Here is a 26,632-nt window from a genome sequence, read left to right on the forward strand (position 1 = left end):
GGTCATCTCCCTTCCTTTCGCAAGCTATAGAGACACCCACAATAGGATTGCCTATAAAGCCTCATGGCTCGACTTGCTTGAACTGACCGAACAAAGCCGTTATTTTTTCTCCACACGCGATGAAGCCAAGTTAAACCGTAACGTCTGGCCACACCTTCACCAATGTTATTAATTCGTATTGGATCTTTATGAGGACTGATGGTCAAGGTGGTACAGAGAAAAGAACACTTATTCTGCAAAGCAGCCTGAGCCGCGCCCAGAAGCTGAAGGGTAAAACAGAGAGCACAACGATACCCTCCCTCTGGCTCATGAGCTAATAAAGCTCCTTTACGAAACCATTCTTCCGGATTGTATTCCTCTATAACTACAGGGCAAGAAAGCAGAGAGGCAAGGCGTTCCACAGCCACTCTGCGCTGGATATATTCCTCTACAGGATGGATATTATGGCCATAAAAGTATCCTGTAACATCATACCCTTCTTCTGCCAACGCAGGCCAGGGGATGGTCGCATCAGGAGCACAACAAATATGAAGCAATACCTTCTTTTTTTCCAGATTCATTATTTTTTAGAAAGAACCTCTTCAACTCTACTCGCAATGGAAGTGCTGTTTAAACCCATATGGTTGAATACGTCGTCAGACTTCCCTGAATCTCCGTATCGCCAAACTCCAAGAGGCCGGAAAGAAGCGAAGAGATGCTCCTGAGCCATGGCGAAAGCGGTAGCAGCTCCGAGACCACTTTGATAGTGATGGTCCTCTGCCGTTATCACAGCACCTGTAGAACATGCCTCTTTAAGAGCTTCCGTATCTATATGAAGAGGGCAGGACACTGAGAAAATCTTTACCGTAATGCCCTTTTCCCTTAAAATGTTCCACGCTTCCAGAGCTCGCCATGTCATTGCCCCTAAAGCAAAGATAGCCCCATCTTTCCCATCTCTTATTTTTACAGCCTTCCCATATTCAAAAGAATAATTTCCCGCAAAAATTGGAAGTCCTTCCTCATCAACAAGAGTGGGGAGCTTGCTCCGCCCCATGGCAAGACACACGTTACCAGGCTCTGTAAAGGCCCAGCGAGTAGCACGGTCTGTTTGGTTGGGATCAGCTGGTACTACAAGTTTCCAACCGAACATGTTGCGCAACAGTCCAATATAATCAATAGCCTGATGGGTCATTCCATCTTCTCCCACATCAAGACCTACATGAGTGAGGGCCAACTTCAACCCAGTCTTATTAATATCGTTGAGACGCTGCTGATTGTAAACTTCGCTGAGTCCGAAAACTCCAAAATCCGCCCAAAGGCTCGAAACCCCCGCTACAGAGGCTGCCCCTGCCATAGTAGCTGTACCATGTTCCTGAATGCCAGCCTGTATAAACCAATGAGGGCATGCCTTAGCAAATCCATCAGTTTTCACCGATCCCGCAAGGTCACAATCGAAGACAAGAAGAGGTGTTCCTTCCTTCTTCTCATAGTTTCTAGCTCCAATATCAGCGAGGGCATGTCCAAAAGCTGACCGGTTATCTGTCTTTTCTGTGGAGGGATAGGTTCGAGGCTCACCTACACATAGAGTTGACTGGGCTGGCGGTACCTCTCGCCCGAGAGGGAGAGGGTTTCCGCGTCGGGGGCGGACTTCTTCAATAAAATGAGGATCCCCTCCGAGCTCTGCAACCGCCTGACGGTACTGTTCCAGATTTGGAGCTTTTCCATGATAATCTGGTATGCCCTCCATAAAAGAAACGCCCTTCCCCATAAGCGTATGACATATGATGACTGTAGGAACCCCGTCAGAGGCTCCATCTCGAAGAGCTGCGTAAAGCTCTGTAAAGGAATGTCCATCACACTCGAGAACCCCCCAGCCATCGGCCTCCCAAAGAGCCCGAACATCAGCCGGCATAACATTTTCTGTACGTCCCGATATCTGAATATGGTTGTAATCTATCAGGGCTGTGATATTGGAGAGCCCCTCCTTTACCGCTACACGCCTTGCCTCTGCGATCTGTCCCTTCGTCTGTTCTCCATCGCCAAGAAGGACAAAGACTCGACCGTTATGCTGGCGTGCTTTTTGAGCTAAAGCAAAGCCCACGCCAGCAGCTAATCCCTGCCCGAGGTTGCCACTTCCCCAATCAATGCCTGGTACTTCACGCTCTACATGGCCCTGGAAAGGGCTGGCACAAAGACGGAAATTAGCCGCAGCGTCCAGGGGATCGAAAAAACCCCAAGCCGCCAAAGCAGAATATGCTCCAGGCGATGTATGTCCATGGCTTACTACAACATAATCGCGATCTACGTTGTTACAATTTTCGGGGGTAAGATTTGCAACACCATACGTCATGAGATACATATCCATACTGGAAAGGGACCCTGCCGGATGGCCACTTCCTGCCAAAGCAACCATAGTTAAAACGTTGATTCTCGCTTGTCGAGCCATCTCTTCAAGAGATGTAATATCCTTGCAAGATAGAGTTTCTACAGAAAACCCGCGCAGGGAGGGTTGGTAATTTATCATAGATAAAGAAGCCTCCTTCATAAATATAACTTCGTTTGATTATAACTATTTTTTTACATCAATGGTACCAGCAATACAAAAAAGGCTGGAATTTATAAAATGCACCCCAAAAGCAGGACAGAAAATCCAGCATTTGGAGGTGCACTTCATTGACATCCAGCCTTCTCAATAAATCTCTTTTTTAAAACAAATCTTCTAAAGAAAAGTTGCTTCACCTTTCCACTGAGATTTCTTCTATTTTTACACTTTCAAGATCAGGCATTATATACCCGAGGAACTCGTTTAAGGAACATAATTGGAACTTCGTAGTTAATAGTATTTCGCGCGCAAGCTATCTCCTCTGGCGTAATGACCTCGTTTCCTTGACATCCGATAAGCACTACTTCGTCTCCCACTTTTACATCGTCTATACCTGTAACATCAATCATCATCTGGTCCATACAGATATTTCCTACAATAGGCACCTTTTTACCATGTATAAGAGCAGGTATTTTCATGGACAAAGCCCTTGAGTAGCCATCAGCGTACCCTATTGGCAATACGGCTATTTTTTCTCTTCCGCGAGTCATATAGCGAAGCCCGTACCCAATTCCACTATGCGAAGGAACTTCTCGAACTAAGGCAACTGATGTCTTGACCTCAAAAGTCGGTTTGAGATCAATAGGGCGAACGCACTCTTCTGAAGGCCACATTCCATAAAGAATGACTCCCGGCCTCACAGCATCCAAATATTTCTCAGGAGAATGAAGAATGCCCGCACTATTGCAAACATGGCGAAGGGGTATTCTAACTCCTCTATTTTCAAATAAATGGTAGACTTTCATATATTGAGAGAATTGAAACTCTGTAAAATCCAACCTTTTTTCATCTGCTGTAGCAAAGTGGGTAAAAAGACCCTCTATTTTAATGCCAGGCAGTCTAATAATTTCATCAATCACTTCCTGCATTTCTTCTGGGAAAAAACCAATCCGCCCCATCCCTGTATCAATTTTTAAATGAAGCAATGCCGTTTTCCCCTGATTCACAGCTTCCTGACTCATAGCTTTAGCAAAATTCATATCAGTACAGGCTGCTGCTATATCGTAATGCACATATTCTTTAGCTGCATAATAAGGAGAAGGACCTAAAACAAGCACAGGATCATTAATCCCTGCTTCTCGAAGCTCTATAGCTTCGTCGGGAGTAGCTACAGCAAATCGTTGACACCCAGCTTCTATAAGTGCCTTTGAGACTTTTATAGCGCCATGTCCATACGCATCAGCTTTTACAACTGCAAAAATCTGAGGTCTCGTCCCTATGTGTTTTCGAATGGCTTTAAAGTTGGCCTGAATATTGGCGAGATTAACCTCCATACATGTTAAACGAAGAGACATCGCCATTACCCCCATTTTTAAAAGAACCTTTCCTTCTTGAAAAGAGAGCAGGGACCCTACTTCGCTCCTGCTCTCTTTTATTTAACACGATTTTAGAGAAATACTATACATAAAAAATTATTGTAATTCTCCAGACTTTCTCTTTACATCAAAATCTTTAACGAGTCGACGAAGCTCATTGGAGAGCAGCAGCAACGCTACAAGGTTGGGAGCAGCCATAAGGCCGTTGAGAGTATCAGAGAGGTCCCAAAGGTTCGTAAGGAAGGATGAGGCATCACCCAGGAGAGTTCCGCCAGAAGCACCAAGAATTATGAAAACAATCCAGAGCCCTTTCATTACAGGAATAACTTTAGGTCCAAAAATATATGCAGCTGCCGTTTCGCCATACCAGTACCACCCAAGAATTGTGGAAAAGGCAAAGAGGGCCAATCCAATGGAGAGAATTACAGTCCCCGTTCCACCAAGAACTGACTTAAAGGCAGAAAGTGTTAGCTGAGCGCCAGATAATTCTGGTTGCCCCGTAAGAACACCGCTGGTTAAAATAGAGAGAGCTGTAAGAGAGCAAATAACGATAGTATCGGTAAAAACTTCGAAGAGACCATACATACCCTGACGTACAGGATGGTCCACAATGGCTGTGGCGTGAACCATGGGAGCAGATCCCAAACCAGCTTCATTGGAGAAGACACCACGAGCAATACCTTTTGTGAGCGCTAATTTAACTGTCCATCCTGCTACAGCACCAGGCATAGCCATTGGGTCGCTAAACGCGTATTTGATAGCGTTGCTCATAGCGGCAGGGACATCGCCTGCGTGAACTGCAATAACAATTACACCACCTATGATATAGAAAATTGCCATAAAGGGAACGAGATATGTGGTTACATCAGAAATTCGTTTGAGTCCACCTACAATAACGAGAGCTGTAAGGATAGCTACAATAATTCCAGTCCAAAAGTGAGGAATGCCAAAGCCAAGATAGAATCCTTCCGCCGTAGAGTTCGCCTGAACTGCACAACCAATACCAAAAGAGGCAAGGAAAGCAAAAAGAGCGAAGAGCCAGGCTAGCCACTTCTGGCCGGCACCTTTATCCAAAATGTACATGGTGCCACCGCGCCAGTTGCCAATAGAATCTTTTTCTCTGAACCGAACAGCCAGGGTAACTTCACACATTTTAGTGGTCATTCCAAAAACAGCCGAGATAAGCATCCAGAAGAGAGCTCCAGGACCACCAAGGTGAAGAGCCGTAGCTACTCCAGCAATATTTCCAGTTCCTACTGTAGCAGCCAAAGCTGTAGAAAGAGCCGCAAAGGAAGAAATAGCCCCTTCCCCTTCTTTTTTCTTCCCTAAATTGCCAAAAACCTCACGAAACATGAGAACAAAATACCGAACTTGAGGAAAGCCAAGAATAAGAGTTAAATATATACCCGTGCCTACCAACAGAGCCAACATCCACGGTCCCCATACTATTCCATTCAATACCCCATTTAACTTCATTACAGCTTCCATTGATGCAATTCCCCCTTTCGTTATGAGAATTGGAACATATGTGCTCCTGCGCTCCTGCGCTCAGTCCCCTCATGTCCAATTCCCTCAGTACACGCCGTTTAGTACAACAAACAAAGAGCGGGAATCCAGTTTATTCTGAAGCTTCTATCACCTCCTACTTGTCGTTAGATTTAAAACAATCTAAAAACTGTAAAAATTATATCACTTTTGACAAACAAAAAAAGCGGGAAAACATTAAAATGTTTCCCCGCTCAGCGTTTATTCGTTATTGATAGCTAATTTCTAAATTTTATCGTTTTTTAGAGATATCCGTTAGCTTTCAATATTTCCTTCGCTTTCTCAGTATATTTTGCTGGAAGCTTCACCACTGGCCCTGTGCATCCCATGGCAGATTCAGCATATATTTTCTCTTTCCAAAGAGCCCGTACCGCATCTTCTATGGAAAGGACGTCTATTCCATGAATCTCATCATCAGTAGGCTCTGCCGGGGGAGGGGTCACTGTCTCCTCCGCTGAGGCTGGTTTAGGTTGAAGAGCTGCAATTATATCGTCAAGCCCAGCACGTTTGGCCCGTGCCATTTCATCTGCAACAAGGGCAGGAAGTTTCCCTCGAACAGCTGCTGCATTGAAAGCCAAGGCGTTGGCAATTACAGGAGCACCAGAAGCCCTGGAGATAATGGAAATCACGTGGGGCCAGCCTTCCCCGGCGGAAGGACCATATCCCCAACCAAGCGCCTCATAGGAACCGCCAGTATTGAAAGAAGAGAAGACCTTCATCAATACGTTACCTGTCAATGTATCTGTAACACATACATCTACAGCTCCCGCTAAAATATCGTTTCCTCGAAGGACAGAACCGCCATCTTTACGGATACTCGTACCAAAGGTAATATCATATCCCTTTTCCTTGAGCTGGTTTAACGCTCTGAAAACAAGCTGAGCTCCCTCTACGTTCAGAATACCCACAGTGGGATTTTTCTTCCCTATAGATTTAGCCACAGCAATACCATAGATGGCGTTTCTAACCATTGCTTCCACACGATGAATGGCCGAAGTCCCTGTTGAAGAGGCAATGATCATGTCTTTTCCTTTCGCAGGCGTTACTACACGACCGATAGTTGTAACTCCCATGGGGAAAGGATAGTGCATGGCAACAGCTCCCTGAATCGTTCCCTCTTTCAGAGCTTTTTCCATGGCTTCAGATACATCGGCCTCACATGCTTCGGTCTCAATCCAATCTAGAGTTTCGTACCCCTCGACTTTAGGGCCTATCATTACTACTTTTACGCCAGGGTATTGGTTCTGAGCCAGAAGGCCGGCACATGCCAGCTCTTCTGAACCATGCTCACTGCCCATAGCCATAAGACCGACAGGAATACAAGGCCCTCCGCTTCTTGCTGTTTCTATAATCTCGGAGAGGGCTTCTCCAACTAGATGCCTAATTTCACTCATTCCGGTCACCTCGCTCCTACTACTGGAGCTTTTCCGTGATCTCGGACAGAACCTCGAGAATCAACTCTTTTACATCTTCCTTGCTCACGGCAGCTCCGGGTCCACCGCTGCTCGGCTCTATTAAGAAAGAAGCTCCATCAGACAAGTTGGTGAGACGGGCCAAAAATAGGCTTCCCTTGCCGATGATCATAGCTCGCTTCATAGTTCCAGCCTTAATAGCCTCACAAGCAGGGCCTACGAAAGGAACACCTGAAGGAATATGTCCCTGAGTATGGGCATATCCTATAAGGCCTCTCTCCTTAACAAAATCCATCATTTTCGCTTTTTCTACAGACTTCTTCATGACTCCCAGTGCTGCAATCATCTTCGTACTGGCCAATGGCACATCTCCAGCACCAGCAGGCAACGTAATTTCAGGAATATGAAGTTCAGCTGCATATTTGTCTACATCGCTGAAAGAAAGTCCCACTTTCTGAAGGGGTTCATAGACAAGAGCTGACGTTACAGCCTGGGGAGAAGCACCAGAACCAACAGAGTGCTTACCCACTGCGTCAAGACGCATTACGGGGAGAGTGCCATCATCGGGAACAAGCATAACAGCAAGGTTTCCAAGGCAATCCTCCAACGCAGGCATTTCCTTCTTAACGTGGTCACGGCTATTCATATAGAGTTTCGGAATAGCTCCACCGGCCAAAACAACACAGTTTTTCCGCAGACCGGAAGCAACCTGAGATGCTGCCGCAAGCATGGCATTCACGGGACCAGCACAGAATCCTCGAACGTCACAGCCACTCGCATTGACACAGCCAGCAATTTCAGCAACAGCTTTAGCAAAGTTACCGCCACCACGCTGGTTCATATCGCCAGCAGCTTCTTCTGAGCACTCGATTACAAAATCAATCTCTTCAGGAGCTACGTCGGCATTCTTCAACATATGAAGAAGGGCAAGAACGCCGCCTGCTTTACAGGCAATATTCTCAAGCAAAACGTAGGGGAAGAGGCACTCGTCTACTTCATGGCCACTGCGAGCACATCCCACTACTTCGTTGTTGAAGTAAAGGGGCAAAGCCTTATGTTCTGCAACTTCCTTTTCAATTTCTTCTTTATCATGGCCTGCTTCAAGTCTGGCCAACACATGATCGTTGATTACAGGATCCTGAGCCAGCTTTTCCTTTACAGAAGAAGCAAACCCTTTTTCAAGCCAAACAATATCAAAAACATCACATATATCGATGAGCCCAAGGAATTCATCTTCGGGCATAATTTCTCCGTATTTTCCATAGCGGCTTGAGCCTTCCAAACGGTTTTCATACCATGGCTGGGCTTTCGTTTCATATTCTTCAAGGGAAATGCCGCCAATATACGCCTGGTTAGGAGCGTAATCTCTAGCTTCCTCATAAGACTGCATATGCTTCGGCAGTCCTTTCAGGTACTCACTCTCTCCTTTATGATGATGCCTTTCTACATAAGGGGTATTCCCATAGTGCAAACCTAGCTCGGGGACATGGTTCAGGCAGTAAGCGTAACCCTTAATACCAACATTGGACATGGCTGCAAAAACCTCCTCATTAACATTCTCTCTGTCTTTGTTTTTCGTTATTTCTTGCTCTATACAATCTGCTTTCAGTCAAATAAAAGTAGAAGAGGGGGCCCAGGAACTTCCCTGGGCCCTCTCTTCGAAGCAACTAGTCTGTAAAGACCGTCTGATCCTCGATTTCTGTCTGAAGAGCCTTCAGAGCCTTCTCTACCAAACGCCGGCGAAGAGCCTTCTCTTCCGCAAACGGCTTGGTGGGATCACCAAGTGGGTGAGGAATAGCGATGGCTGGAACGATTCTGTTAGCACCTACTGTAAGGGAAATAGGAACAATTGTGCAGATATGAACTACCGGGAAACCTGCTCTTTCTATTTCTTTTACCATCGTTGCACCGCAACGAGTACAGGTTCCTCAGGTAGATGTGAGGATCACCGCATCGACGCCGTCTTTTTTAAGTTTCTGGGCAATCTCGGCACCGAAACGCTTGGCGCTGGCAACAGCAGTTCCGTTACCAACGGTGGTGTAAAACTTATTGTGGAGTTTTTTAAAGACTCCTTCTTTTTCCATCTCTCTCAAAACGTCAACCGGAAGAACACGGTCAGCGTCTGCATCGGCATAGGTTGCATCATATCCGCCGTGAGCTGTGCAATAGCTGTCGGCAGTCAGATCATTTACGCCGGTGATGTCATATTCGCCGTACTTGCTTGCACTGGAAGCCTCGATGTGATCGGGGTTCCCTTTGGGGCAAATACCGCCGGATGTGACAACGGCTATTGTTGCATTTTTAAGATCTTTAACAGCTGCATGGGGTGGAACGCGGTCAAAGACAGGCATAGGATACTCAGTGGTAAAAGGTTTCCCATGAAGCTTTGACACAAACATATCCACAGCTCTCTCAGCTGCCAATTTATCGTAAAACTTGTTTACACGAACTCCGCGCTCAATGTACCCTTCCTCGGAAGGCAAACCAATCTTCTCACCCTTAAGCTGCTTAAGGATAAGAGCAGCCATTGCCGGAACAGCTTTACCCATACCTCTGGCACTATCAGCTGCTTCAACAATGAAGAGGTTCTTTCTGTACATCTCTACACCCGGGTTCTCTGGGTACATAGCAGAAACTACAGGAATACCAAGCTCCTTCGATACGGCGGAGCAAATGGCGCCACATGCTGTACCATAACGACCAGCATTAAATGCAGGACCAGCTACAAATGCATCAGCCTTGCATTTTTTCACCATATCAAGGATCGTTTTTGTTGCTTCTTCCATATTGGAAGCAAAATATGTATCTCCGCAGATAACGGTGGCTACAATCTCGGCTTCTCCTTTGAAAGCAGCCTTCAGGGCCATACCAGGACCAACTACTTCTTCACGAAGTTCGGGTTTGTAATCAGCCTTGTCCTCACCGCCAATACCAGCGAAGAACTGGTTTATATAATGAACGACACGGTAAGTCATATGTCCCCCTCCTTTCTTTTAAGGATTACAGCGTATATTTGCTGTACTCTTCTCGCATAGATTTCACAGCAGCGGAAAGGGCCTCAGGATCAAGAACCATTTCCATCATGCTAATCTGCTCTTCCCAGGCAGCCTGATCGGCTTCCTCACGAATTTCTGGCTCGAATACATGATATACTGCGAGTCCCAACGGAACTCCAGCCAAAGGACCTGCATACGTCGGATCTCCGTTCGTTACGGTCTCTGCGTAAATCTCGGCACCTTCCGCATCGGAAGAACCAAGAATGACCACAACGTTTTCGGCACCGAACTTCTCAGCAGCATCTTTAATGCGCTGCTGATTCTGCAAGTCCATGGCACCTGCAGCCGTTCAGACGAAACACTCGGTCACTGAGAATACGACCTCAGCGCCGCTATCTTTGAAGCATGCCTCCATGGCAGGTCCGGGAACGCCATCGCGCTCGCCGAGGAAAAGAACTTTCTTACCAGCCAACTTACCCATGCTTCGCACCTCCTTCTTATATTTCTTTTTTTAATTATTCAAATAAGAATAGATTTCCTACACGAACTAGATGGTATAAGCGCCAAGTTTAGTGTAACCAAGCTCGCTTGTAGCACCCAAAATCGCCTGAAGTTCGACGGTGATAGTGCCATCTTCAGCGAGAGAACCCTGCCAACCGCCAGCAATGATATTGGCTTCTTCGGGATGGCCGATAACCTTTTTCATTGGGGGCAGCACAATGACTTCATTGGCATTTCCTGCGGTAACACAGGCATCTGCCTCTTTGCAGGAGTCGGCAAGAGACTGGCTTGCGCCATCCTGGCCCGCATACTCGTCGGTAAGAAGAGTTGTTTTAATGCCAGATTGCTCAGCCTTCCAGCAGTTCATGATAAGGTCAGCGTCGGGGTTACCGAACCCTTCTTCGGAAATAAGAATGCCGTCTACGCCAAGAGTCTTGGCAAGATTAATTGCATAGGAAGAGCTACGTTTCTTATCTCCAAGGGTTACGTTTTCGTTGGTAATGATGCAACCGATAAAGTTGAAGTCCTTACCATGACGATCAAACATAGCCTTGATCACAGGGTTATTCAGATGGGCGTAAGTATTGTTCTTATCACAGGCAGAAACACAGTTTCCTGAAATAATAGCACCATCAAAAACTTCAGTAGGATTAATGAACGTCGGCAGGATTTTTTTAGCATCAACACCGTACACATAGGTATCGTGCAGAAGTCCCTGAGACTGAAGCATATAGAGGTACGCAACTTTGGGCAGCTCGGGGTAGGCCTTCATAGCTTCATTGAAAGAAGGAAGTTCAAAGGCTTCTACTTCATCGGCCTTCACATCTTTGCAGGACTGAGCCAAATAGGCAGCGGCCTTAAGGCCAGCCAAACGGCAAGCAGCCTCGTGATCGTGTTTCTCAAGCCCTTCAACAGGGTCAAGAACAAGAACTACGTTATTTGTTTTCGAATATGGAGTATAGTCTGCTCCAGGACCCATCATATCGATGATACCTTCCTGGAAGCGAACAATTTTCCCTGTGGTGACGACAGCTGCACCGTTCAGGACAAGGGTTTTTCCCTCTCCTACTGTGTCCACGTCACCGATAAATCCGGGAAACACTTCATTTTTGCCCTCAAGTTTGCATCTGGGCTGAACTACATCCTTCACTGGAAGAATGCGAACGCTTTCGCCGGGCATAGCAAGATCGACATCAATTTTGACAAGACGTTCATCATCAGAAAGCTTAGCTATAAGCTCTTCCTTATTAACATAGAGAACGCCGTCTTTTACTGTCGTCTTATCGCCCCAAGCGACTTTATTAACCTTGACGTTATGGAGTTCTAACTTCAAAAGACTCCCCCCCTTTTCACGGATTCTCCTACAACAATTTTTCTACATTCTCTTTGATTGCCTCAAGAGTTACATCGGCACCGCTAATCCGCGCCACTTCCTTCCCTTCTTTCCAGAAGAGAAACGTAGGCAACCCCATCACTCTATTATTGATGGCTACGCGACGATTCTGAGAAACGTCGACGGAACAGAATTTTACTTTTCCTTCGTACTCCTCCGCCATCTTATGCACGTTAGGAAGAAGGGCCATACAGGGGCCACACTTGGGTCCCCAGAAGTCGACCAGCACCGGAAGGCTGCTCTCCTTCACTTCTGCATCAAAGTTTTCTTTGGTTAGCTCAACCATTGCCATAAACTTCACCTCCCTTCAGAAAAACGTAGGCATAGAGCCCCTACCACGACAACACAAACCCCATTTATCCCTGTTTATTCCCCAACAGAGATAATCATTGAGTACTTTTCAAGACTTTCTTTTAAAAGTTCCCGGTCTATGCAAGAATAATCTTCGAGCATTTCATCGGACAAAGAAGAAACGAGCATAAGCCTGTCTAAACAAGATCGATAAACTGAAAGAGCATTCTCAATCAAATTCAAAGAATATGCATCAATAGGAAACTTTTCCATTTCTTTCACGGGCGATTGTATAACTATAGAACGGAAAGGGTGCTGATAAGGACGCAGATTACCATATAAGGGATGAGTCAACAGAGCCCATCCTTGATGAACGTAATCTCGAACACGAACCAGAACATCAAATGAAGAACCTTTCACAAACTCAAGATCAGGAACGTTCTTCTTAAAACCTGCATTATTGGAAACGAGGAGCTTGCGACTCATATACTTCGTGCCTCCTATATAAATATAGGTGGGAAATTCTCTGTCGCATAGCCCCAAATCTATCGAAAAGTAAGGGCGGCTAATCATTCCAGAGCCCCGTCCAGCCACAATCCTTGAGCCTGAGAGTTTCCGTCTCTGAGCGACCAAGCCCAAAAACATTGCCCCTTCGGCGCCCCTCTACCTCTAGAGTAAAAAGGTCTCTCTTGTAGCTTTCATCCGGTAATCCGTTACGATTTTACACTATATAAAATGATAGTCAAGGGACTTGTGAAAAGCAAAACTTTTCTCATATTTGCTAAAGTATACATAAGGTAGGGGAATTCCCCTACCTTATTATAACTGCACAAATTCACTTTTTCTCTATCAATTGGAGCAATTACTTCTCCCCATTACCACCTCAGCCCCTGCCAGAAAATAATAGCAATAGCGATAGGAGCTATTGTACGACAAACCCATATCCAAGCTTCCATAATACTAAAATGATAGGTCCCATCGTTGCTAACTTCTTTTCTCGCCCCCTCCGTCCAAATCCATCCCACAAAGAGCGCGATAAAGAGACCGCCAAGGGGCAATAAAATATTAGAGGCAAGAAAATCCGCCGCATCAAGAAAATCTTTCCCTGCTATCTTCAAATTCCCCGTGAGTGAATAAGCTGACGGAATTCCCAGAAGGAATATAGCCAACCCCATAAGCCAAGCCGCCTTCGGTCGTCCCCAGTTCATTTCATCAATAAAGTAGGCCGCAACTACTTCCAAAAGGGAGATGGCCGATGTGAGGGCCGCTATGAAAACAAGAATAAAGAAAAGAGATGACCATAGGGGACCTCCTGGCATCTTCGCGAAGACAGAAGGAAGAGTTACGAATGTCAGGCCCGCTCCGGCTCCGGCTTCAACTCCAAAAGCAAAGGCCGCTGGGAATATAACAAGTCCCGCGAGGAGCGCCACCATGGTGTCAAGGAAGCAAATTTGAACAACAGCACTAGGTATAGTTGTTTCCTTGTTCAAGTAGCTTCCATATGTAATCATACATCCCATTCCTAATGACAAAGAGAAGAAGGCTTGTCCGAGAGCAGCCAAAACTGTATCGCCCGTTATCTTAGACAAATCTGGCTTTAAATAAAACTCCACTCCCTTGCCAGCCCCATCAAGGGTCAATGATCTGACAATCAAAACTAAGAGAATGACAAAAAGCGCCGGCATAAGAATTTTGCAGTATTTTTCAATACCTTCCCCTATCCCTCGATAAACAACCCAAATAGTAGCAAGCATAAAAAGAGCTTGATAAAGCACTACCTGGAAGGTATTTGAAACAAATCCGCCAAAAACGTCGCCTGCTTTTCCAGCAGCTCCAGCCTCCATGAGGCCTGTCCATGAACTTATAATATACTTAATAGTCCAACCACCGATAACTCCATAGTAAGAGAGAATAATAAACCCTGCTGCAACGCCCATCCATCCCACAATAGACCATGCCCCGCCTTTCAATTTCTTGAAGGATCCCACAGCATTGAGTTGGGCCCGGCGTCCTATAGCTATCTCCGCAAGCATTACTGAAAAGCCTATGATAAATACAATGGCAACATAAACTACGACAAAAGCTCCTCCTCCATTTTGTCCTGTAATGTAGGGGAATCTCCATATATTGCCCAGACCTATGGCTGATCCGGCGGCAGCTAAAATGAATCCTATTTTACTTCCCCACTGTTCTCTTTCTCCATTACTACTCATCTTCTGTAAAACCCCCCTTTACTTATTTTTACTCCAAAGCTCACTCCGTCATTCCATCACCCTCATGCGGTAACTCTCCCACCTCCTTCAAAGCCATGCACCGCAGAGCTCTGTAATAAAAAGATCAAGATTGACATTATTCAATCTTTACTTGAATGTATTGCAATTATACACCATGTATTTTGATTTTGTAGTTCTTCATTGAAAATCAAATGTAGTAAAAATGCTTTTTCACTATCCGTTGCAGGAAGGATAATATAGAGTAAAATGGCATGGGGAAAGGGGTGGTTGACAAGATGTGTCTGGCTGTTCCTCATCAGATAAAAACTCTTCTCGATGAACATCGGGCCATAGCTATGGCAGGATCTGTTCAGGTTGAAATACGAACGGATTTGTTAGAGTCTGTCGTAATAGGGGATACGGTGCTTGTGCATGCCGGTTTTGCCATAGAGAAATTGGAGCCTAACGAATCAGCAGAGTTACAAATTCTTTGGGATGAGATCTATCGCTATGCAGGCCAAGATCTTGAAGCCTAATATGAAATCTTCCCGCACGATAATAGAAGCTATTTCTCAAAGGGCTTCGGAACCGCTGACTTTCATGGAGGTTTGTGGAACTCATACTGTTTCCATTTTTCGTTCGGGGATCCGCTCTCTCCTCCCTCCAAATATCTCTCTTCTGTCAGGACCTGGGTGCCCAGTTTGCGTAACAGATCAGGGCGAAATTGATTGCGCTATAGATCTTCTTGATACTCCTAGTATTATGATCGCTACATATGGAGATATGCTTCGGGTCCCAGGAACTCACGGTTCCCTAGCAGGGAAAAAGAGCGAAGGTCGCGAGGTGCAAGTAGTCACCAGTGCAGCTCAAGCGCTAAACCTCGCAAAGGAACATCCTAAAAAAGAGGTTGTTTTTTTAGCTGTCGGTTTCGAAACAACAGCTCCTGCCACAGCTGCTACAATTCTGGAAGCAGCAAAGGAAAGGGTGCGGAACTTTTCTATTCTCTGTTTCCATAAAAAAACCCCGCCGGTATTAAAGCAACTTGTACAAGACCCCGTCTTACAGATTGATGGTTTTATCCTTCCTGGACATGTGAGCGTTATTCTGGGCCATTCCGGCTACAGATTTATATCAAAAGAGTATGGCATCCCCTGTGCTATTGCCGGCTTTGAACCTATGGATATTCTTTTAGCTATAGCGGATCTTACTTTTCAGAGGACATCTTGCACAGCGGCCCTCCACTCTTTATATCCCCGAGCAGTGAGACCCGAGGGGAACCTCAAAGCCCTGAACCTCCTTGATTCTGTGTTCCAATCATGCTCTGCATCCTGGAGAGGGCTGGGTGTCATCCCCCAGTCGGGGTATCAATTAAAAGACTCATATTCATTCTTTGACGCTATTCCCAAACTGGAACTCACTATACCAACTCCTCCACCGCCTCACGGCTGTCGATGTGGAGATATTCTGTCCGGACATTTAGTACCCAGCCAATGTCCCCTTTTCGCTGCTCAATGCACACCCATGACGCCGATAGGGCCTTGTATGGTTTCTAGCGAAGGTTCATGTTCTGCATACTATAAATATAATAGAAGAGGTGTATCTTCTTGGAAAAAATTACCCTTGGCCACGGAAGCGGAGGACGCTTAACTCAAAACCTAATAGAAGCTATTCTCGGTGCATTCTCCTCTAAGGATACAGTTCCCGAGCTTGAGGATTGTGCGTTAGTGTGGGGAAAATATGGCATAACTATAGATAGTTTCACCGTGTCTCCTCGTGAGTTTCCAGGGGGGGATATTGGGGAATTGGCCATATGCGGCAGTGCAAACGATTTAGCCGTTCGAGGCGTTCGTCCCCAATTCATCGCCATGAGCGTAGTGGCAGAAGAGGGGCTTCCTATATCAGAACTTGCGCGATACATGGAAAGTGCCGCCCATATTTGTCATCATCTTGATATCAAGCTCGTAGCGGGGGATACAAAAGTTGTCCCGAAAGGACACGTAGAAGGGCTTTTCATTACTACTTGTGCTGTAGGAGAACGAGTTACTTCCTACCCGCTGGGAATGGATCGCCTTAAGCCAGGGGATAGCATTATTGTTTCCACCTCTATCGGCCGACATGGCGCAACAATCGGTGCGAGTCGTTTTGATTTGACGCCAGAGGGGCTTGAGAGTGATTGCGCTCCTTTATGGAATATGCTGGAACCCCTCCTGGACATAGAGGGGCTTCGATGTATGCGAGATTGCACTCGAGGTGGTCTTGGCACTGTTATGTGCGAATGGGCGGAAGGTCGAAAGATAGGGATTGAGCTTGTAGAAAAAAACATCCCTATCCGGGAAACAGTGCAGTCTGTCTGTGATATTTTAGGTTTTGATCCTCTCTATCTCGCTTGTGAAGGATGTGCAGCCATAGCCGTGGATCCTTCTCAGACTCAAGACATTTTGAGGCAATTGCATGCCCATCCTCTCTGCAAAGAGGCATCCCTTATAGGAACGGTTACAGAGGAGCACCCGGGGATGGTGGCTCTCATAACAGAGATAGGCGGGATGCGTGTTGTCGACATGCCTGTAGGGGAGATGCTCCCCCGCATTTGTTGATTTCGCAATGCCAGCAAAAAGAGGCGTTTCATAAAAATAATTGAGAATTTCATACGTACAATAAAAAAGAGGCCATCCCGATTTTTTGGGATGGTCTCTTTTACTTACACATATTGAACCTATACTTAGTCTTCTTTTGGCAGAAATCTCATGATTCTCTGTATAGAAAGAGCTTTTCCTGTTTCTTCTTCCACATCAATAAGCACAGCGCAGAGACGAAGATCATCCTCCGCCACCTGGAATCGAGAGGGAAGCGCTGTCAAGAAACGAGGAAGAACGCTTTCAAGAGTCATTCCGATAGCACTTCGGTGAGCACCTGTCATACCCACATCCGATATATAAGCTGTTCCATCGGGTAAAATTTCTTCATCTGCAGTCTGAACATGAGTGTGGGTTCCGAGGAAAGCTGAAACTCTCCCATCTAGATAGAAACCCAAAACTCTCTTCTCAGAAGTAGCCTCTGCATGAAAATCTACAAGGACAGGAACTCCATTCAGCTCTTCTAGAATTTCATCAGCCTTGCGAAATGGACAATCCAGATCGGGCATAAAAACCCTCCCCTGGAGGTTTAAGAGAGCTAATCTCTTCCCATTTTTAGATAGCACACTAACCCCTTGTCCGGGACATCCCGGGGGATAGTTGGCAGGTCGTACTACCCGAATTTCTTCATCCAGAACAGAATAGAAGTCTGAACGATCCCATATATGGTTCCCCGAGGTAATCCCATCGACTCCCATATCAAAAAGATCATTCATTATCTTTTCTGTCAGACCTTTTCCTGCCGCAGCATTCTCTCCATTCACAATAATAAAATCAATTTTCGCAAACTCTTTTTTCAGTTGGGGTAACAAAATTGACAAGGTCTTTCGACCTGGGCGTCCTACTATGTCTCCTATAAATAGTATTCTCATAACTTTTATAGCCTACTTTGCATATTCTGTAGCTCGTATTTCTCGCGTAACGGTCACTTTGATTTGCCCTGGATATTTCATTTCTTCTTCTATTTTTCGGGCAATATCGTAGGCTAATTTATAGACTACACCCTCATCTGTTACATTCGGAGAGACCACAACGCGTACTTCGCGCCCAGCCTGAATAGCGAAAGCTTTGCTGACCCCTTTAAAGGACTTGGCAACTTCCTCTAGTTTTTCAAGTCGCTTAATATACGCATCGAGACTTTCTCTTCGTGCTCCGGGACGAGAAGCGCTTACAGCGTCAGCAGCAGCGATAATAACATCATATACAGTATTCTGTTCCACATCTTCATGGTGGGCCGCTATAGCGTTAACCACTTCTGGAGCCTCATTGTAACGCTTGGCTATGTCAGCACCGATCAGAGCGTGAGGCCCTTCTACCTGGTGGTCCACAGCCTTTCCTATATCATGAAGCAATCCTGCACGACGAGCCAATTCCTCATCAAAACCAAGCTCTGCCGCCATGATACCCGCCAAATGAGCGACCTCCAAGCTATGCTGCAATGCATTTTGCCCGTAACTATAGCGGTATTTCAACTGCCCAATAAGATGTATAAGATCATCGTGCATATTCTTAACTCCTGTTTCGAGAAGGGCTGTTTCGCCAGCCTCCAGAATCTGCTCTTCCACATCTTTTGTGGCCTTCTCTACCAGCTCTTCAATACGGGCTGGATGAATTCTGCCATCAGCCACAAGCCGTTCCAAAGAGAGACGGGCAACTTCTCTGCGTACAGGGTCAAAACTGCTCAACGTCACAGCCTCAGGAGTATCATCAACAATAAGATCTACGCCTGTTAACGTCTCGAAAGAACGAATGTTACGCCCTTCACGGCCAATAATACGTCCTTTCATCTCGTCGGAAGGCAGGGGCACAACACTTACAGCCACTTCAGAGGTCTGATCTACAGAACATCGCTGAACTGCCGTAACAATAATCTCTTTGGCTTTCTTTTCTGCGTCTCGTCGAGCCCTCTCTTCAAGGTCCTTTACTAACATACCGAGATCGTGCTGCATGTTATCTTCAGTCTGGGTCAACAATATCTCTCGCGCCTCTTCCTGAGACATTTGTGCAATCTCTTCCAGACGAACGACCTGTTCCTGTCTCAAGGTATCAAGTTCAGCTATCTTTTTTTCAAGATCCTCTCGGCGAAGCCGAAGCTCTTCTTCCTTGTGAGAAACCCGATCAATTTTTTTATCGAGATTCTCCTCTTTCTGCTCAAGGCGCCGCTCCGCCCGCTGTAACTCGGCTCGACGATCCTTATTTTCCCTTTCCACTTCCTGACGGAGCCGATAAGCCTCTTCTCTCGCTTCCGTCAATTTTTCACGCTTCCGCTGTTCTCCTTCTTGTAAAGCCTCTTTTAAGAGCGCTTCCGCCTGAAGTTTAGCATTTTCAAGGTGTTTTGCTCCAATAGTTTTCGAAAGCATAAACCCAGCCGCAACACCAGCAGCCAGGCCTGCAGCTATTCCTAAAATTGCAGTCATAATTTGCATAATTGGCCTATCACTCCTCATTTTATTTTCAAGGTGCTGTCACTAGATTTTTAAGACCGCACACGTCGTGCTGAGGATTATATTTTACAGGTCAATAGAAGGGCTCACAAGTCCTTTCCAAAGCTTTTCTAACGGAATGAAGAGAAAAACCTCTCCGAATCAGCCTTCCTCGTATTTTTTCAGAGACTATACCCTGAGAACTCCATTCTATTACCAAGCTGCAAGCCCGGCTTTCTTCGTCGGGTTCCGCTTCCTCCAGCACTTTCAAAATTAAATCACGATGGACTCCTCGCCTATGGAGTTCATCGTGTAACTTTCTATCTCCCCAACTGGTATGAGATGCTATGAAAAGAATACTATAGGCCTCATCATCCAAAAAGCCAAGTTCTGTATATTTTTCCACAAGTTGCTGAGCTACGTCTTCTGTAGCTCCTTTCTTCATGAGTTTATCTCGAATCTGCCAACATGTATACGCCCCCCGCGCCAATAGTCGGAGAACATATCTTTCAAAATTATACAACACTATCATGCGATACCCGCCAAATCCAAATATTTCCCTACTGTCTGAAGGACATGAGAATAAAGTTCAGGCTCTTGAGAAAGGTAGGGATCCTCTGCTACCAAATCAAAAGCTTCTCTACGAGCCAATTCAAGCAAAGCACGGTCTTTCAACAAATCGGCTACTCTGAAATCAGTAATTCCATGTTGTCGAACCCCACAAACTTCTCCTGGACCACGAAGTTTCAAATCTGCTTCGGCTATTTTAAATCCATCAGTGGTAGCACACATTACCTTTAAACGCTGTACGCCTCCTCTTGTTGTGGGATCTCCCAAGAGAATGCAATATCCTTGCCGTCCATCACGTCCAACTCTGCCCCGAAGCTGATGAAGCTGAGAAAGGCCAAAACGATGAGCGTCCTCAACAACCATAACAGTAGCCTCAGAAACGTCAACCCCCACTTCAATCACAGTGGTAGCCACAAGAAGATCGATTTCACCAGCAGTAAACTTCCTCATTGTAGCCTCTTTTTCCTCTTGAGGAAGTTGGCCATGAAGCAACCCTGCTCTTATATCAGGGAAGATGGAACATATCTGCTCGTATCGTTCTGTAGCAGAGGCAACGGCTAAAGATTCGCTCTCTTCTATCAACGGACAGACCCAATACATTTTCTCCCCTTCACTGTGTCGCTCCCTGAGAAAGGGCCAAAGTCGATGGGTCTCTTTTTTACGAAGCCACCATGTCTTCGTGGGGAGGCGGCCAGGGGGCATCTCATCGATAATAGATACTGTGAGATCCCCATATACTGAAAGCGTGAGAGTTCTAGGGATCGGAGTAGCCGTCATAACCAATACATGAGGAGCTTGTCCTTCCTGTGTCCCTTTGTTTCTAAGAGCGTTTTTCTGTAAGACGCCAAAACGATGTTGTTCATCTATAACCGCTAATGCCAATTTATGAAAAGAGACTGGATCGGAAAAGAGCGCGTGGGTTCCAACAACAACATGGGCTTCTCCTCTTTCTATTCTTTGTAAAGCATCCTGCCGATCCCGTGAAGAAAGAGAGCCTACCAAGAGCTCGACTGATACGCCTAAGGGAGTTAGGTACGAAGACAACCTATAGAAATGTTGCTGAGCTAATATTTCGGTAGGGGCCATAAAAGCTCCCTGAAACCCTCCCTCCACAGCTTGGAGCAGGGCTAAAACTGCTATTACAGTTTTCCCCGACCCCACATCGCCTTGAAGGAGTCGATGCATAGGTATCTCCTGAGCGAGATCGCTGGAAATCTCCCCCACCACCCTCCTTTGAGCGGACGTTAAGGGGTAGGGAATAACGTCTGACAGGAAACGCTTCTTTAACTCACCCTCACGAGGCAACAGAGGTGCTTTCTCCGCCAACCGGGATCGTTCCCCACGGCGAAGAGCTAAGCCTACTTGAAGAGTAAAAAACTCGTCGAAAGCCAAGCGATCCCGTGCTGCTTTCCAGGGAGCCCCTGCACTAGGATAATGCATCTCAGAGACAGCATCAGAAAGAGGTGGAAAATTGTACTTTGAGCAGATATGAGCCGGCAAATGCTCTGCAGGGCGAAATTCTTCTGCCTCAAGACAGGATCGGACTAGTTTCCTGAACCAGCGCTGTTGCAATCCCAACGTAAGAGGGTACACTGGCACTATATGCCCTACAGAATCTGGATCTTCCCCCTCGTCTAACACCTCAAATTCAGGATTCGTCACCTGCATTTGCCCATAACGACGCTCCACCAGGCCATACAAGGCGACTTCCTTCCCTGGTGTCAGAATTCGTTCTAACCCTCTCCGATTAAACCATACTGCATGTACAAAATCCCGACCATCTGTAAAAAGGGCACGAGTAAGAGTTAATCCTGCCCGCAACGTTCGATGTTTTTCCATGGTCACAAGCCGGACTATTAAAGATACTGTGGAGCCAGGCTCTAAGCTGTTCAGAGGAGTCAGGCCCCGCCTGTCTTCATATCGGCGAGGGAAATAGAGCAACAAATCCTGGACCGTCCTGATATTAAGGCGGTTCAAGAGCCTCTCCCGTACAGCTCCCACTCCTTTAACGAAACGTACAGACACTGAGGAATCTTTTTCCCTCACTCTGGCTGGCGCTCCTCAAGAGTCTCCTCTTCATGCAGCGTTTCGAGCATAGAGGTGTATTTAGAGAGCAATGCAGCCATGTCGCTTTTGAAAGTACGCTTCATTTCCTGAAGTCTGAGAGCATCTCGCCTAAAAGCATCACGCTGGTTCATAGCTTCAAAAACAATACGTTCCCCTTTAGCCCGTGCCTCAGAGATAATGGCATCAGCTTCCTGTTTGGCAGCTTCTGTTTTCACCTCAGCGCTTCGTTGAGCCATGAGGAGCGTCTCCTGTAACGTGTCTTTCAAGTTGTTATAGTCTTTGAGTTGGTCTTCCAAACGCTGAATATCCCTTTCCAGATCAGTCGTTTTTTCAGCCATAAGGCGAAGTGTTTCTACTATCTGGTCAAGGAAGTCGTCTACCTGATCAGGATCATATCCCCTCAATGCTCTGGAAAAGGTTTTACTTTCTACATCCAGCGCCGTTATAAGCTCAGGCACGGTGTTCCTCCTTCCATTCCTCTACAATCCCTTTTCGTGGAGAGGCGACAAAGACTCCTGGAGATATTCTCGCCACGTCACCACGCATAGCAAAAGCTACTCCACAAAGAAAATCCAATACGCTCTGCCCTACATCGCGATCCATGTTTCTGAGGTCAACGATAACCATTTGCCCTTTATGAAGGGCCTCTCCCAGCTCTTCTCTGCGATCAAGACAAAGATTCCCCCGACATAAAACCACTTGAGCCTGGACAGGAGGAGTTTTTAACACCCTGCTCTGCCGTTCCTCCAAATCCTCTTCGGCTTGAACCGAAGGACTGTCTGGCGATCCGGTCATTCCCTCTTCATCGTAATCATATTCAGCAAGACCGAGTATCGCCATGAGGCGCTCGAACATTCAACCACCTCCACATATAAGAGGATCAATACGATCGGGCCCCGAAAATAGCCGACCCAACGCGAACCATGGTACTTCCTTCCTCTATAGCCCACCCAAAATCTCCGCTCATTCCCATAGAAAGTTCCTGTAAAGGAAGACCACTTGAAACTTCCAAGCGATCACGAAGTTCCCGTAAAGAAGCGAAGGCTTTCCGTATTGACATTTCATCTTCAGTAAGTGGACCAACTGTCATAAATCCCTTTAAAGAGAGTAGAGGGCACGTCTCTTGAACATGTTCAAGCAGAGTTTCTGCCTGTTCTGGTGCTACGCCATGTTTTGACTCTTCCCCAGATGTGTTCACTTCCAGCAAAATGGGGATGCTTCTATTCTCTTCAGAACAGATACGTTGTAATGTATCCGCAAGAGAAATGGAATCTACAGATTGAATCATATGAAAAGATTCCAAGGCTTTACGAGCTTTATTTCTCTGTAAATGACCGATAAGATGCCACTCTACTTCAACATCTTCTGGCCACTGCTTTTTCTTTTCCAAGGCTTCTTGAACCCTATTTTCTCCAATAGCCGAGATTCCCCCGTGCTGTATGGCAAAGACCATCTCTTCTACTGAACGTGTTTTCGTTACTGCTATTAATGTAACATCTTTTCCGCTCCGCCCGCTTAAGCGAGCACTTTCTTCAATTTTAATTCGTATAGATTCTATGTTTTTTTGAATATCCTGCTCTACCATAACTCTATTCTGCCCTCCCTAGCGTGATCTGCTCGAAGCAAAATAATATTGCCCGGCTGAAGACCATCAGAAATAAAAAAAGAATGATCCGAAAGAGGGAATCCTTTCACTTCCTTGAATCGAACATAATTTCCTTCCACCAAAAAAACTCCCAGCTTCCCCTCTCTGGAAATTATAGACGACTGGGGAACTGCCACACCTACATAGCTTTCTGTAGAGATAAGATACGATACAGACCGTTTTTTAACAATATTAATAGGGAAAAAAGGGAGAGTAAGGTAGAGTTTGCACCGATATCCTAGCTTTTTCGCCACTCTAACCTCGCCCTGATATAAAGATGTATTCTTATCTCGTCTTAAAAGGACATTTCCCCTATCTATCCTCCTTTCAAGTGCTGGAGTCATATCAGCATAACCTACAATCCGAAGATCTTGAGGCATGGGAAGAAATTTCCCTATGGGATCTCCTTTTGATACTGTTTTTCCTTGTGGAAAGAGAGAGAGTTCCGGCGTATTCGGGATTTTTTCTATCCCGGGCCAAACGTTTGGATAACAAACCTGCCCTTCCAATCCATCAAGCCCAGGAATAAAATAACCTGTCTGCGGTGCTCGAAGTATTTGTTGAGAGCCATTATTTTCTAAAATAGCTATTTTATCCCCCTGAGCGACCCTTCCACCGTATCCTTCCACAGCATATTGAAGACGGCCGTGGGACGGTGATGTGAGAATGAATTCATTCCACAAAAGAATCCCCGGGAAAGGGAGCTCTTCTTCATAGGAGTAAGGCACCGCCTGAGCTATTCTCGGATGAGTTACGAGATAGTAGTGCCACCAAAGGCCATACAACCATACAGCGCCCGCTAACGCACAGAGCACAAAAACAGTATAAACGACCACCTTGCGTTTGCTACTATAATTCATCTGTCTCAGCTACGCCCTCTTTTGTAAGAAATGTCTCTCTGTTAAGGCAGGAGAGCGGAATCTCTCCTTTCGTTAGTTTTTCCACATTCCCCGCAACAAAATGTAAAGCCCCCTTCAAGGAGGCATCAGTTACCCCGCCTATATGGGGAGTGACGGTAATGCGTGGATGATGAAGGATAGGGTCAGTCACTAACGGAGGTTCTGTCCAAAACACATCTAACCCTGCCCCTGCAATCCATTCTTCCTCTATAGCCTTCTCGAAGGCCTCTCGTATAACTAATCCCCCACGAGCCACATTAATAAAAAAAGCATTGCGGTCCATGGCGTAAAAGAAAGGTTCAGCTATACTATTTTGCGTTTCTGAAGTCAGCCCTAGGGTTACCACTACAAAATGACATCCGGGAAGGGCTTTTTCCATTTCCGCTAGAGGGTAGAAACTTTCAATTCCCCACTCTCGAAACTCAGGACGATACGTTCGGTTAACCCCCACCACAGACATTCCCAAAGCTATAAGACGTTCCACTACACAGTGCCCTAAATTCCCCAGTCCTACGACACATGACCTCTTTCCCCAAAGAGTTATACCTGGAGGAGTAAAGATTTTCCCTTCCGATATTTTTTCCTGGGACCGAGCATATCTCCTCGCTAAAAGCATCATATGGAGTAAGGCTATTTCCGCCACCCCTTCCGCATTGCCAGTCCCCCTGGAAGGAATATTACACGCAAAAATTCCTAACTTGGTACATGCTTCTATATCAAGCCCCTCCACTCCCACTCCCCACTGCTGTACCATTTTTAAACGGGGAGCCTTACTGAGAAGCTCGTACGTTACACTCATAGGACGAATAATGAGGACATCCGCCCACGGAAGCTTGTCTTTCAGATCCAAATCATCTGCCACATCCATCTCATGTCCCTGAAAGGCTGGGAGCAAAAGATCCCATAATCGTAAAAATGATTTCCCAGCAAAGAGTATATGCATCGGAATCTTCCTCTCTTCTCCCTTTAGCATAGGGGGTGTTTAGCCTGATACATGTCTCTCCAGTTCAGCGAAAGCATCGTGATTATGAATGCTTTCAGAGCTCACCACTCGTACCCGATACCAAGAAATTCGAGACTCTGCCTCTAGTTCCAACGCTGTATCACGAAGAACATCCTCTACAAACTTTGCATTCTGGTACGCTTGTTCGGTTACATACTTTTCATCCTCACGCTTCAATAACGAATGGAGAGGCGCAGAACCGCACCTTTCAGCAATTTCTACAAGTTCTTCTATCCATACAAAGTTTTTCATACGCGCCGCTACTTCAATTCGAGCACGTTGGTTATGAGCTCCAAATTCAGAGATTTCCCTCGAACAGGGGCACAAGGTCTGTACAGGCACAATAACAGTAGTGATAAGATCAAAAGATGAATCTTTCTGTGCCCAAAAAATGACATCATAACGAGAATAGCTGGGGATTTTCGTTACAGGTGCATGGCGTCGGATAAAATAAGGGAACTGGAAAGTTATCTCGGCCCGATCGGCACGAAGTGTCTGTCGAAGGTGTTCCGTAATGTGCTCCATTTGAGAAAGAGTCACTTTCCCCTGAAACTCCTCAAGAACTTCAATAAACCGACTCATATGGGTCCCCCTATAATGTTCTGGAAGAGAAACAGCCATAGAAACATTGGCTACTGTATGTTGCTCTTTCTGCTCTCTATCCAAAACAACAATAGGGTATGATAAATCTCTTATTCCTACAAGGTCGATAGGGATACGACGAGAGTCTCGCTCGCTCTGCACATCACGCATAGACATCTTCCTTTCTCAGAATAACGCCACTGGTAGCCGTCTCCCAGACCTCTATCTCAACAAGACAACAATGTGGGTAGCGTAACGCTTCCTCTAACTGGTTCCACACCCACAAGGCAATATTTTCTGCCGTAGGCTGAGGAATAAAATCGTTAATATACGAATGATCGAGACGGGAAAGCACTCGTTCCTTAACGAGAGACGAGAGTTCGCAAAAATCTATAACCATCCCTTCGTGATCTGGAGTTCCCTCTATAGTCACAACAAGGCGGTATGTATGCCCATGGAGCTTCTCGCACTTCCCTTTATAGTGAACCAAGTTATGAGCTGCATCGAAGGTGAATTCCTTCTTCAGAAACATTGCATCTCCATCTCCTTTCATTCTTCCAAA

The 26,632-nt window shown here is 46.0% G+C and carries 26 protein-coding genes and 1 riboswitch; of the genes, 3 read left to right on the forward strand and 23 right to left on the reverse strand.

Features of this window, described 5'->3' with window-relative positions; all coding sequences use genetic code 11:
- Window positions 1-2 precede the first annotated feature (2 nt).
- From B4J50_RS02990 to B4J50_RS03045, 12 genes are all read right to left on the reverse strand, one after another.
- Window positions 3-560: an epoxyqueuosine reductase QueH gene (locus tag B4J50_RS02990; protein WP_051461098.1), complete on the reverse strand. Its 558-nt coding sequence runs from the start codon at window positions 558-560 to the stop codon at window positions 3-5.
- Window positions 560-2,503, reverse strand: coding sequence for a transketolase (locus tag B4J50_RS02995; RefSeq protein WP_286847443.1), 1,944 nt, complete (start codon window positions 2,501-2,503; stop codon window positions 560-562). Before B4J50_RS02995 ends, B4J50_RS02990 begins: the two co-directional genes overlap by 1 nt.
- Window positions 2,504-2,757: 254 nt before the next feature.
- Complete coding sequence (gene alr, locus B4J50_RS03000) at window positions 2,758-3,876, reverse strand: alanine racemase (RefSeq protein ID WP_286847441.1); 1,119 nt, start codon at window positions 3,874-3,876, stop codon at window positions 2,758-2,760.
- 117 nt (window positions 3,877-3,993) lie between these two features.
- Window positions 3,994-5,385: an alanine/glycine:cation symporter family protein gene (locus B4J50_RS03005; RefSeq protein WP_286847439.1), complete on the reverse strand. Its 1,392-nt coding sequence runs from the start codon at window positions 5,383-5,385 to the stop codon at window positions 3,994-3,996.
- 299 nt (window positions 5,386-5,684) lie between these two features.
- Entirely contained in the window at window positions 5,685-6,836 is a 1,152-nt protein-coding gene (grdD, locus tag B4J50_RS03010; RefSeq protein ID WP_286847436.1) for a glycine/sarcosine/betaine reductase complex component C subunit alpha, read from the reverse strand.
- Between the two features lie 19 nt (window positions 6,837-6,855).
- On the reverse strand, window positions 6,856-8,385 hold the full coding sequence (gene grdC / locus B4J50_RS03015; protein WP_024821871.1) for a glycine/sarcosine/betaine reductase complex component C subunit beta: 1,530 nt from the start codon (window positions 8,383-8,385) through the stop codon (window positions 6,856-6,858).
- A 136-nt stretch (window positions 8,386-8,521) separates the two neighbouring features.
- On the reverse strand, window positions 8,522-9,829 hold the full coding sequence (grdB, locus tag B4J50_RS03020) for a glycine reductase complex selenoprotein B (RefSeq protein ID WP_286847430.1): 1,308 nt from the start codon (window positions 9,827-9,829) through the stop codon (window positions 8,522-8,524).
- Between the two features lie 25 nt (window positions 9,830-9,854).
- Complete coding sequence (gene grdA / locus B4J50_RS03025; protein ID WP_084043865.1) at window positions 9,855-10,331, reverse strand: glycine/sarcosine/betaine reductase complex selenoprotein A; 477 nt, start codon at window positions 10,329-10,331, stop codon at window positions 9,855-9,857.
- A 66-nt stretch (window positions 10,332-10,397) separates the two neighbouring features.
- Complete coding sequence (locus B4J50_RS03030; protein WP_286847424.1) at window positions 10,398-11,684, reverse strand: glycine/sarcosine/betaine reductase component B subunit; 1,287 nt, start codon at window positions 11,682-11,684, stop codon at window positions 10,398-10,400.
- Between the two features lie 28 nt (window positions 11,685-11,712).
- Window positions 11,713-12,030, reverse strand: a complete 318-nt coding sequence (locus B4J50_RS03035) for a thioredoxin family protein (protein ID WP_024821865.1) — start codon at window positions 12,028-12,030, stop codon at window positions 11,713-11,715.
- Window positions 12,031-12,110: 80 nt separating this feature from the next.
- A complete protein-coding gene (locus tag B4J50_RS03040; protein WP_286847421.1) occupies window positions 12,111-12,521 on the reverse strand; it encodes a GrdX family protein in 411 nt (136 codons plus the stop codon).
- A gap of 97 nt (window positions 12,522-12,618) precedes the next feature.
- Window positions 12,619-12,737: riboswitch (glycine riboswitch) on the reverse strand.
- 173 nt (window positions 12,738-12,910) lie between these two features.
- Window positions 12,911-14,248, reverse strand: a complete 1,338-nt coding sequence (locus B4J50_RS03045; protein ID WP_286953921.1) for a sodium-dependent transporter — start codon at window positions 14,246-14,248, stop codon at window positions 12,911-12,913.
- A 272-nt stretch (window positions 14,249-14,520) separates the two neighbouring features.
- Between B4J50_RS03045 and B4J50_RS03050 the strand changes: the two genes are divergently transcribed.
- The 3 genes from B4J50_RS03050 to hypE are packed head-to-tail and all read left to right on the forward strand — an operon-like array spanning window position 14,521 to window position 16,842.
- A complete protein-coding gene (locus tag B4J50_RS03050) occupies window positions 14,521-14,784 on the forward strand; it encodes a HypC/HybG/HupF family hydrogenase formation chaperone (RefSeq protein ID WP_245587079.1) in 264 nt (87 codons plus the stop codon).
- Window positions 14,759-15,895 (forward strand): hydrogenase formation protein HypD, encoded by a 1,137-nt coding sequence (gene hypD, locus B4J50_RS03055; RefSeq protein WP_024821861.1) that lies wholly within the window; start codon window positions 14,759-14,761, stop codon window positions 15,893-15,895. Before B4J50_RS03050 ends, hypD begins: the two co-directional genes overlap by 26 nt.
- Window positions 15,853-16,842: a hydrogenase expression/formation protein HypE gene (gene hypE / locus B4J50_RS03060; RefSeq protein WP_286953922.1), complete on the forward strand. Its 990-nt coding sequence runs from the start codon at window positions 15,853-15,855 to the stop codon at window positions 16,840-16,842. The genes hypD and hypE overlap by 43 nt, the downstream gene beginning before the upstream one ends.
- A 125-nt stretch (window positions 16,843-16,967) precedes the next feature.
- Here hypE and B4J50_RS03065 read toward each other — a convergent pair whose 3' ends face one another.
- The 11 genes from B4J50_RS03065 to queD all read right to left on the reverse strand — a co-directional run bounded on the left by B4J50_RS03065 (window position 16,968) and on the right by queD (window position 26,602).
- Complete coding sequence (locus B4J50_RS03065; protein ID WP_024821859.1) at window positions 16,968-17,753, reverse strand: TIGR00282 family metallophosphoesterase; 786 nt, start codon at window positions 17,751-17,753, stop codon at window positions 16,968-16,970.
- A 12-nt stretch (window positions 17,754-17,765) separates the two neighbouring features.
- Window positions 17,766-19,307, reverse strand: coding sequence for a ribonuclease Y (gene rny / locus B4J50_RS03070; protein WP_286847411.1), 1,542 nt, complete (start codon window positions 19,305-19,307; stop codon window positions 17,766-17,768).
- Window positions 19,308-19,398: 91 nt separating this feature from the next.
- A complete protein-coding gene (locus B4J50_RS03075; protein ID WP_286847409.1) occupies window positions 19,399-19,836 on the reverse strand; it encodes a regulatory protein RecX in 438 nt (145 codons plus the stop codon).
- A complete protein-coding gene (recG, locus tag B4J50_RS03080; RefSeq protein WP_286847408.1) occupies window positions 19,833-21,899 on the reverse strand; it encodes an ATP-dependent DNA helicase RecG in 2,067 nt (688 codons plus the stop codon). Before recG ends, B4J50_RS03075 begins: the two co-directional genes overlap by 4 nt.
- 17 nt (window positions 21,900-21,916) lie before the next feature.
- Window positions 21,917-22,399, reverse strand: a complete 483-nt coding sequence (locus tag B4J50_RS03085; RefSeq protein ID WP_024821855.1) for a DivIVA domain-containing protein — start codon at window positions 22,397-22,399, stop codon at window positions 21,917-21,919.
- Window positions 22,392-22,796 (reverse strand): cell division protein SepF, encoded by a 405-nt coding sequence (gene sepF, locus B4J50_RS03090; RefSeq protein WP_024821854.1) that lies wholly within the window; start codon window positions 22,794-22,796, stop codon window positions 22,392-22,394. Before sepF ends, B4J50_RS03085 begins: the two co-directional genes overlap by 8 nt.
- A 25-nt stretch (window positions 22,797-22,821) precedes the next feature.
- Window positions 22,822-23,526 carry a YggS family pyridoxal phosphate-dependent enzyme gene (locus B4J50_RS03095; protein WP_024821853.1) on the reverse strand — a complete coding sequence of 235 codons (705 nt, stop codon included), beginning with the start codon at window positions 23,524-23,526 and terminating at the stop codon, window positions 22,822-22,824.
- Window positions 23,520-24,446: an HlyD family efflux transporter periplasmic adaptor subunit gene (locus tag B4J50_RS03100; RefSeq protein WP_286847403.1), complete on the reverse strand. Its 927-nt coding sequence runs from the start codon at window positions 24,444-24,446 to the stop codon at window positions 23,520-23,522. Before B4J50_RS03100 ends, B4J50_RS03095 begins: the two co-directional genes overlap by 7 nt.
- Window positions 24,436-25,428: a 2-hydroxyacid dehydrogenase gene (locus B4J50_RS03105; RefSeq protein WP_286847402.1), complete on the reverse strand. Its 993-nt coding sequence runs from the start codon at window positions 25,426-25,428 to the stop codon at window positions 24,436-24,438. The genes B4J50_RS03100 and B4J50_RS03105 overlap by 11 nt, the downstream gene beginning before the upstream one ends.
- A gap of 39 nt (window positions 25,429-25,467) precedes the next feature.
- Window positions 25,468-26,247, reverse strand: a complete 780-nt coding sequence (folE2, locus tag B4J50_RS03110) for a GTP cyclohydrolase FolE2 (RefSeq protein WP_286953923.1) — start codon at window positions 26,245-26,247, stop codon at window positions 25,468-25,470.
- Window positions 26,234-26,602, reverse strand: a complete 369-nt coding sequence (gene queD / locus B4J50_RS03115) for a 6-carboxytetrahydropterin synthase QueD (RefSeq protein ID WP_286847396.1) — start codon at window positions 26,600-26,602, stop codon at window positions 26,234-26,236. The genes folE2 and queD overlap by 14 nt, the downstream gene beginning before the upstream one ends.
- Window positions 26,603-26,632: the final 30 nt, after the last annotated feature.

The sequence above is a fragment of the Aminobacterium sp. UBA4908 genome, from assembly GCF_002398115.1.
In the GTDB taxonomy this organism is placed as follows: Bacteria; Synergistota; Synergistia; order Synergistales; family Aminobacteriaceae; genus Aminobacterium; species Aminobacterium mobile.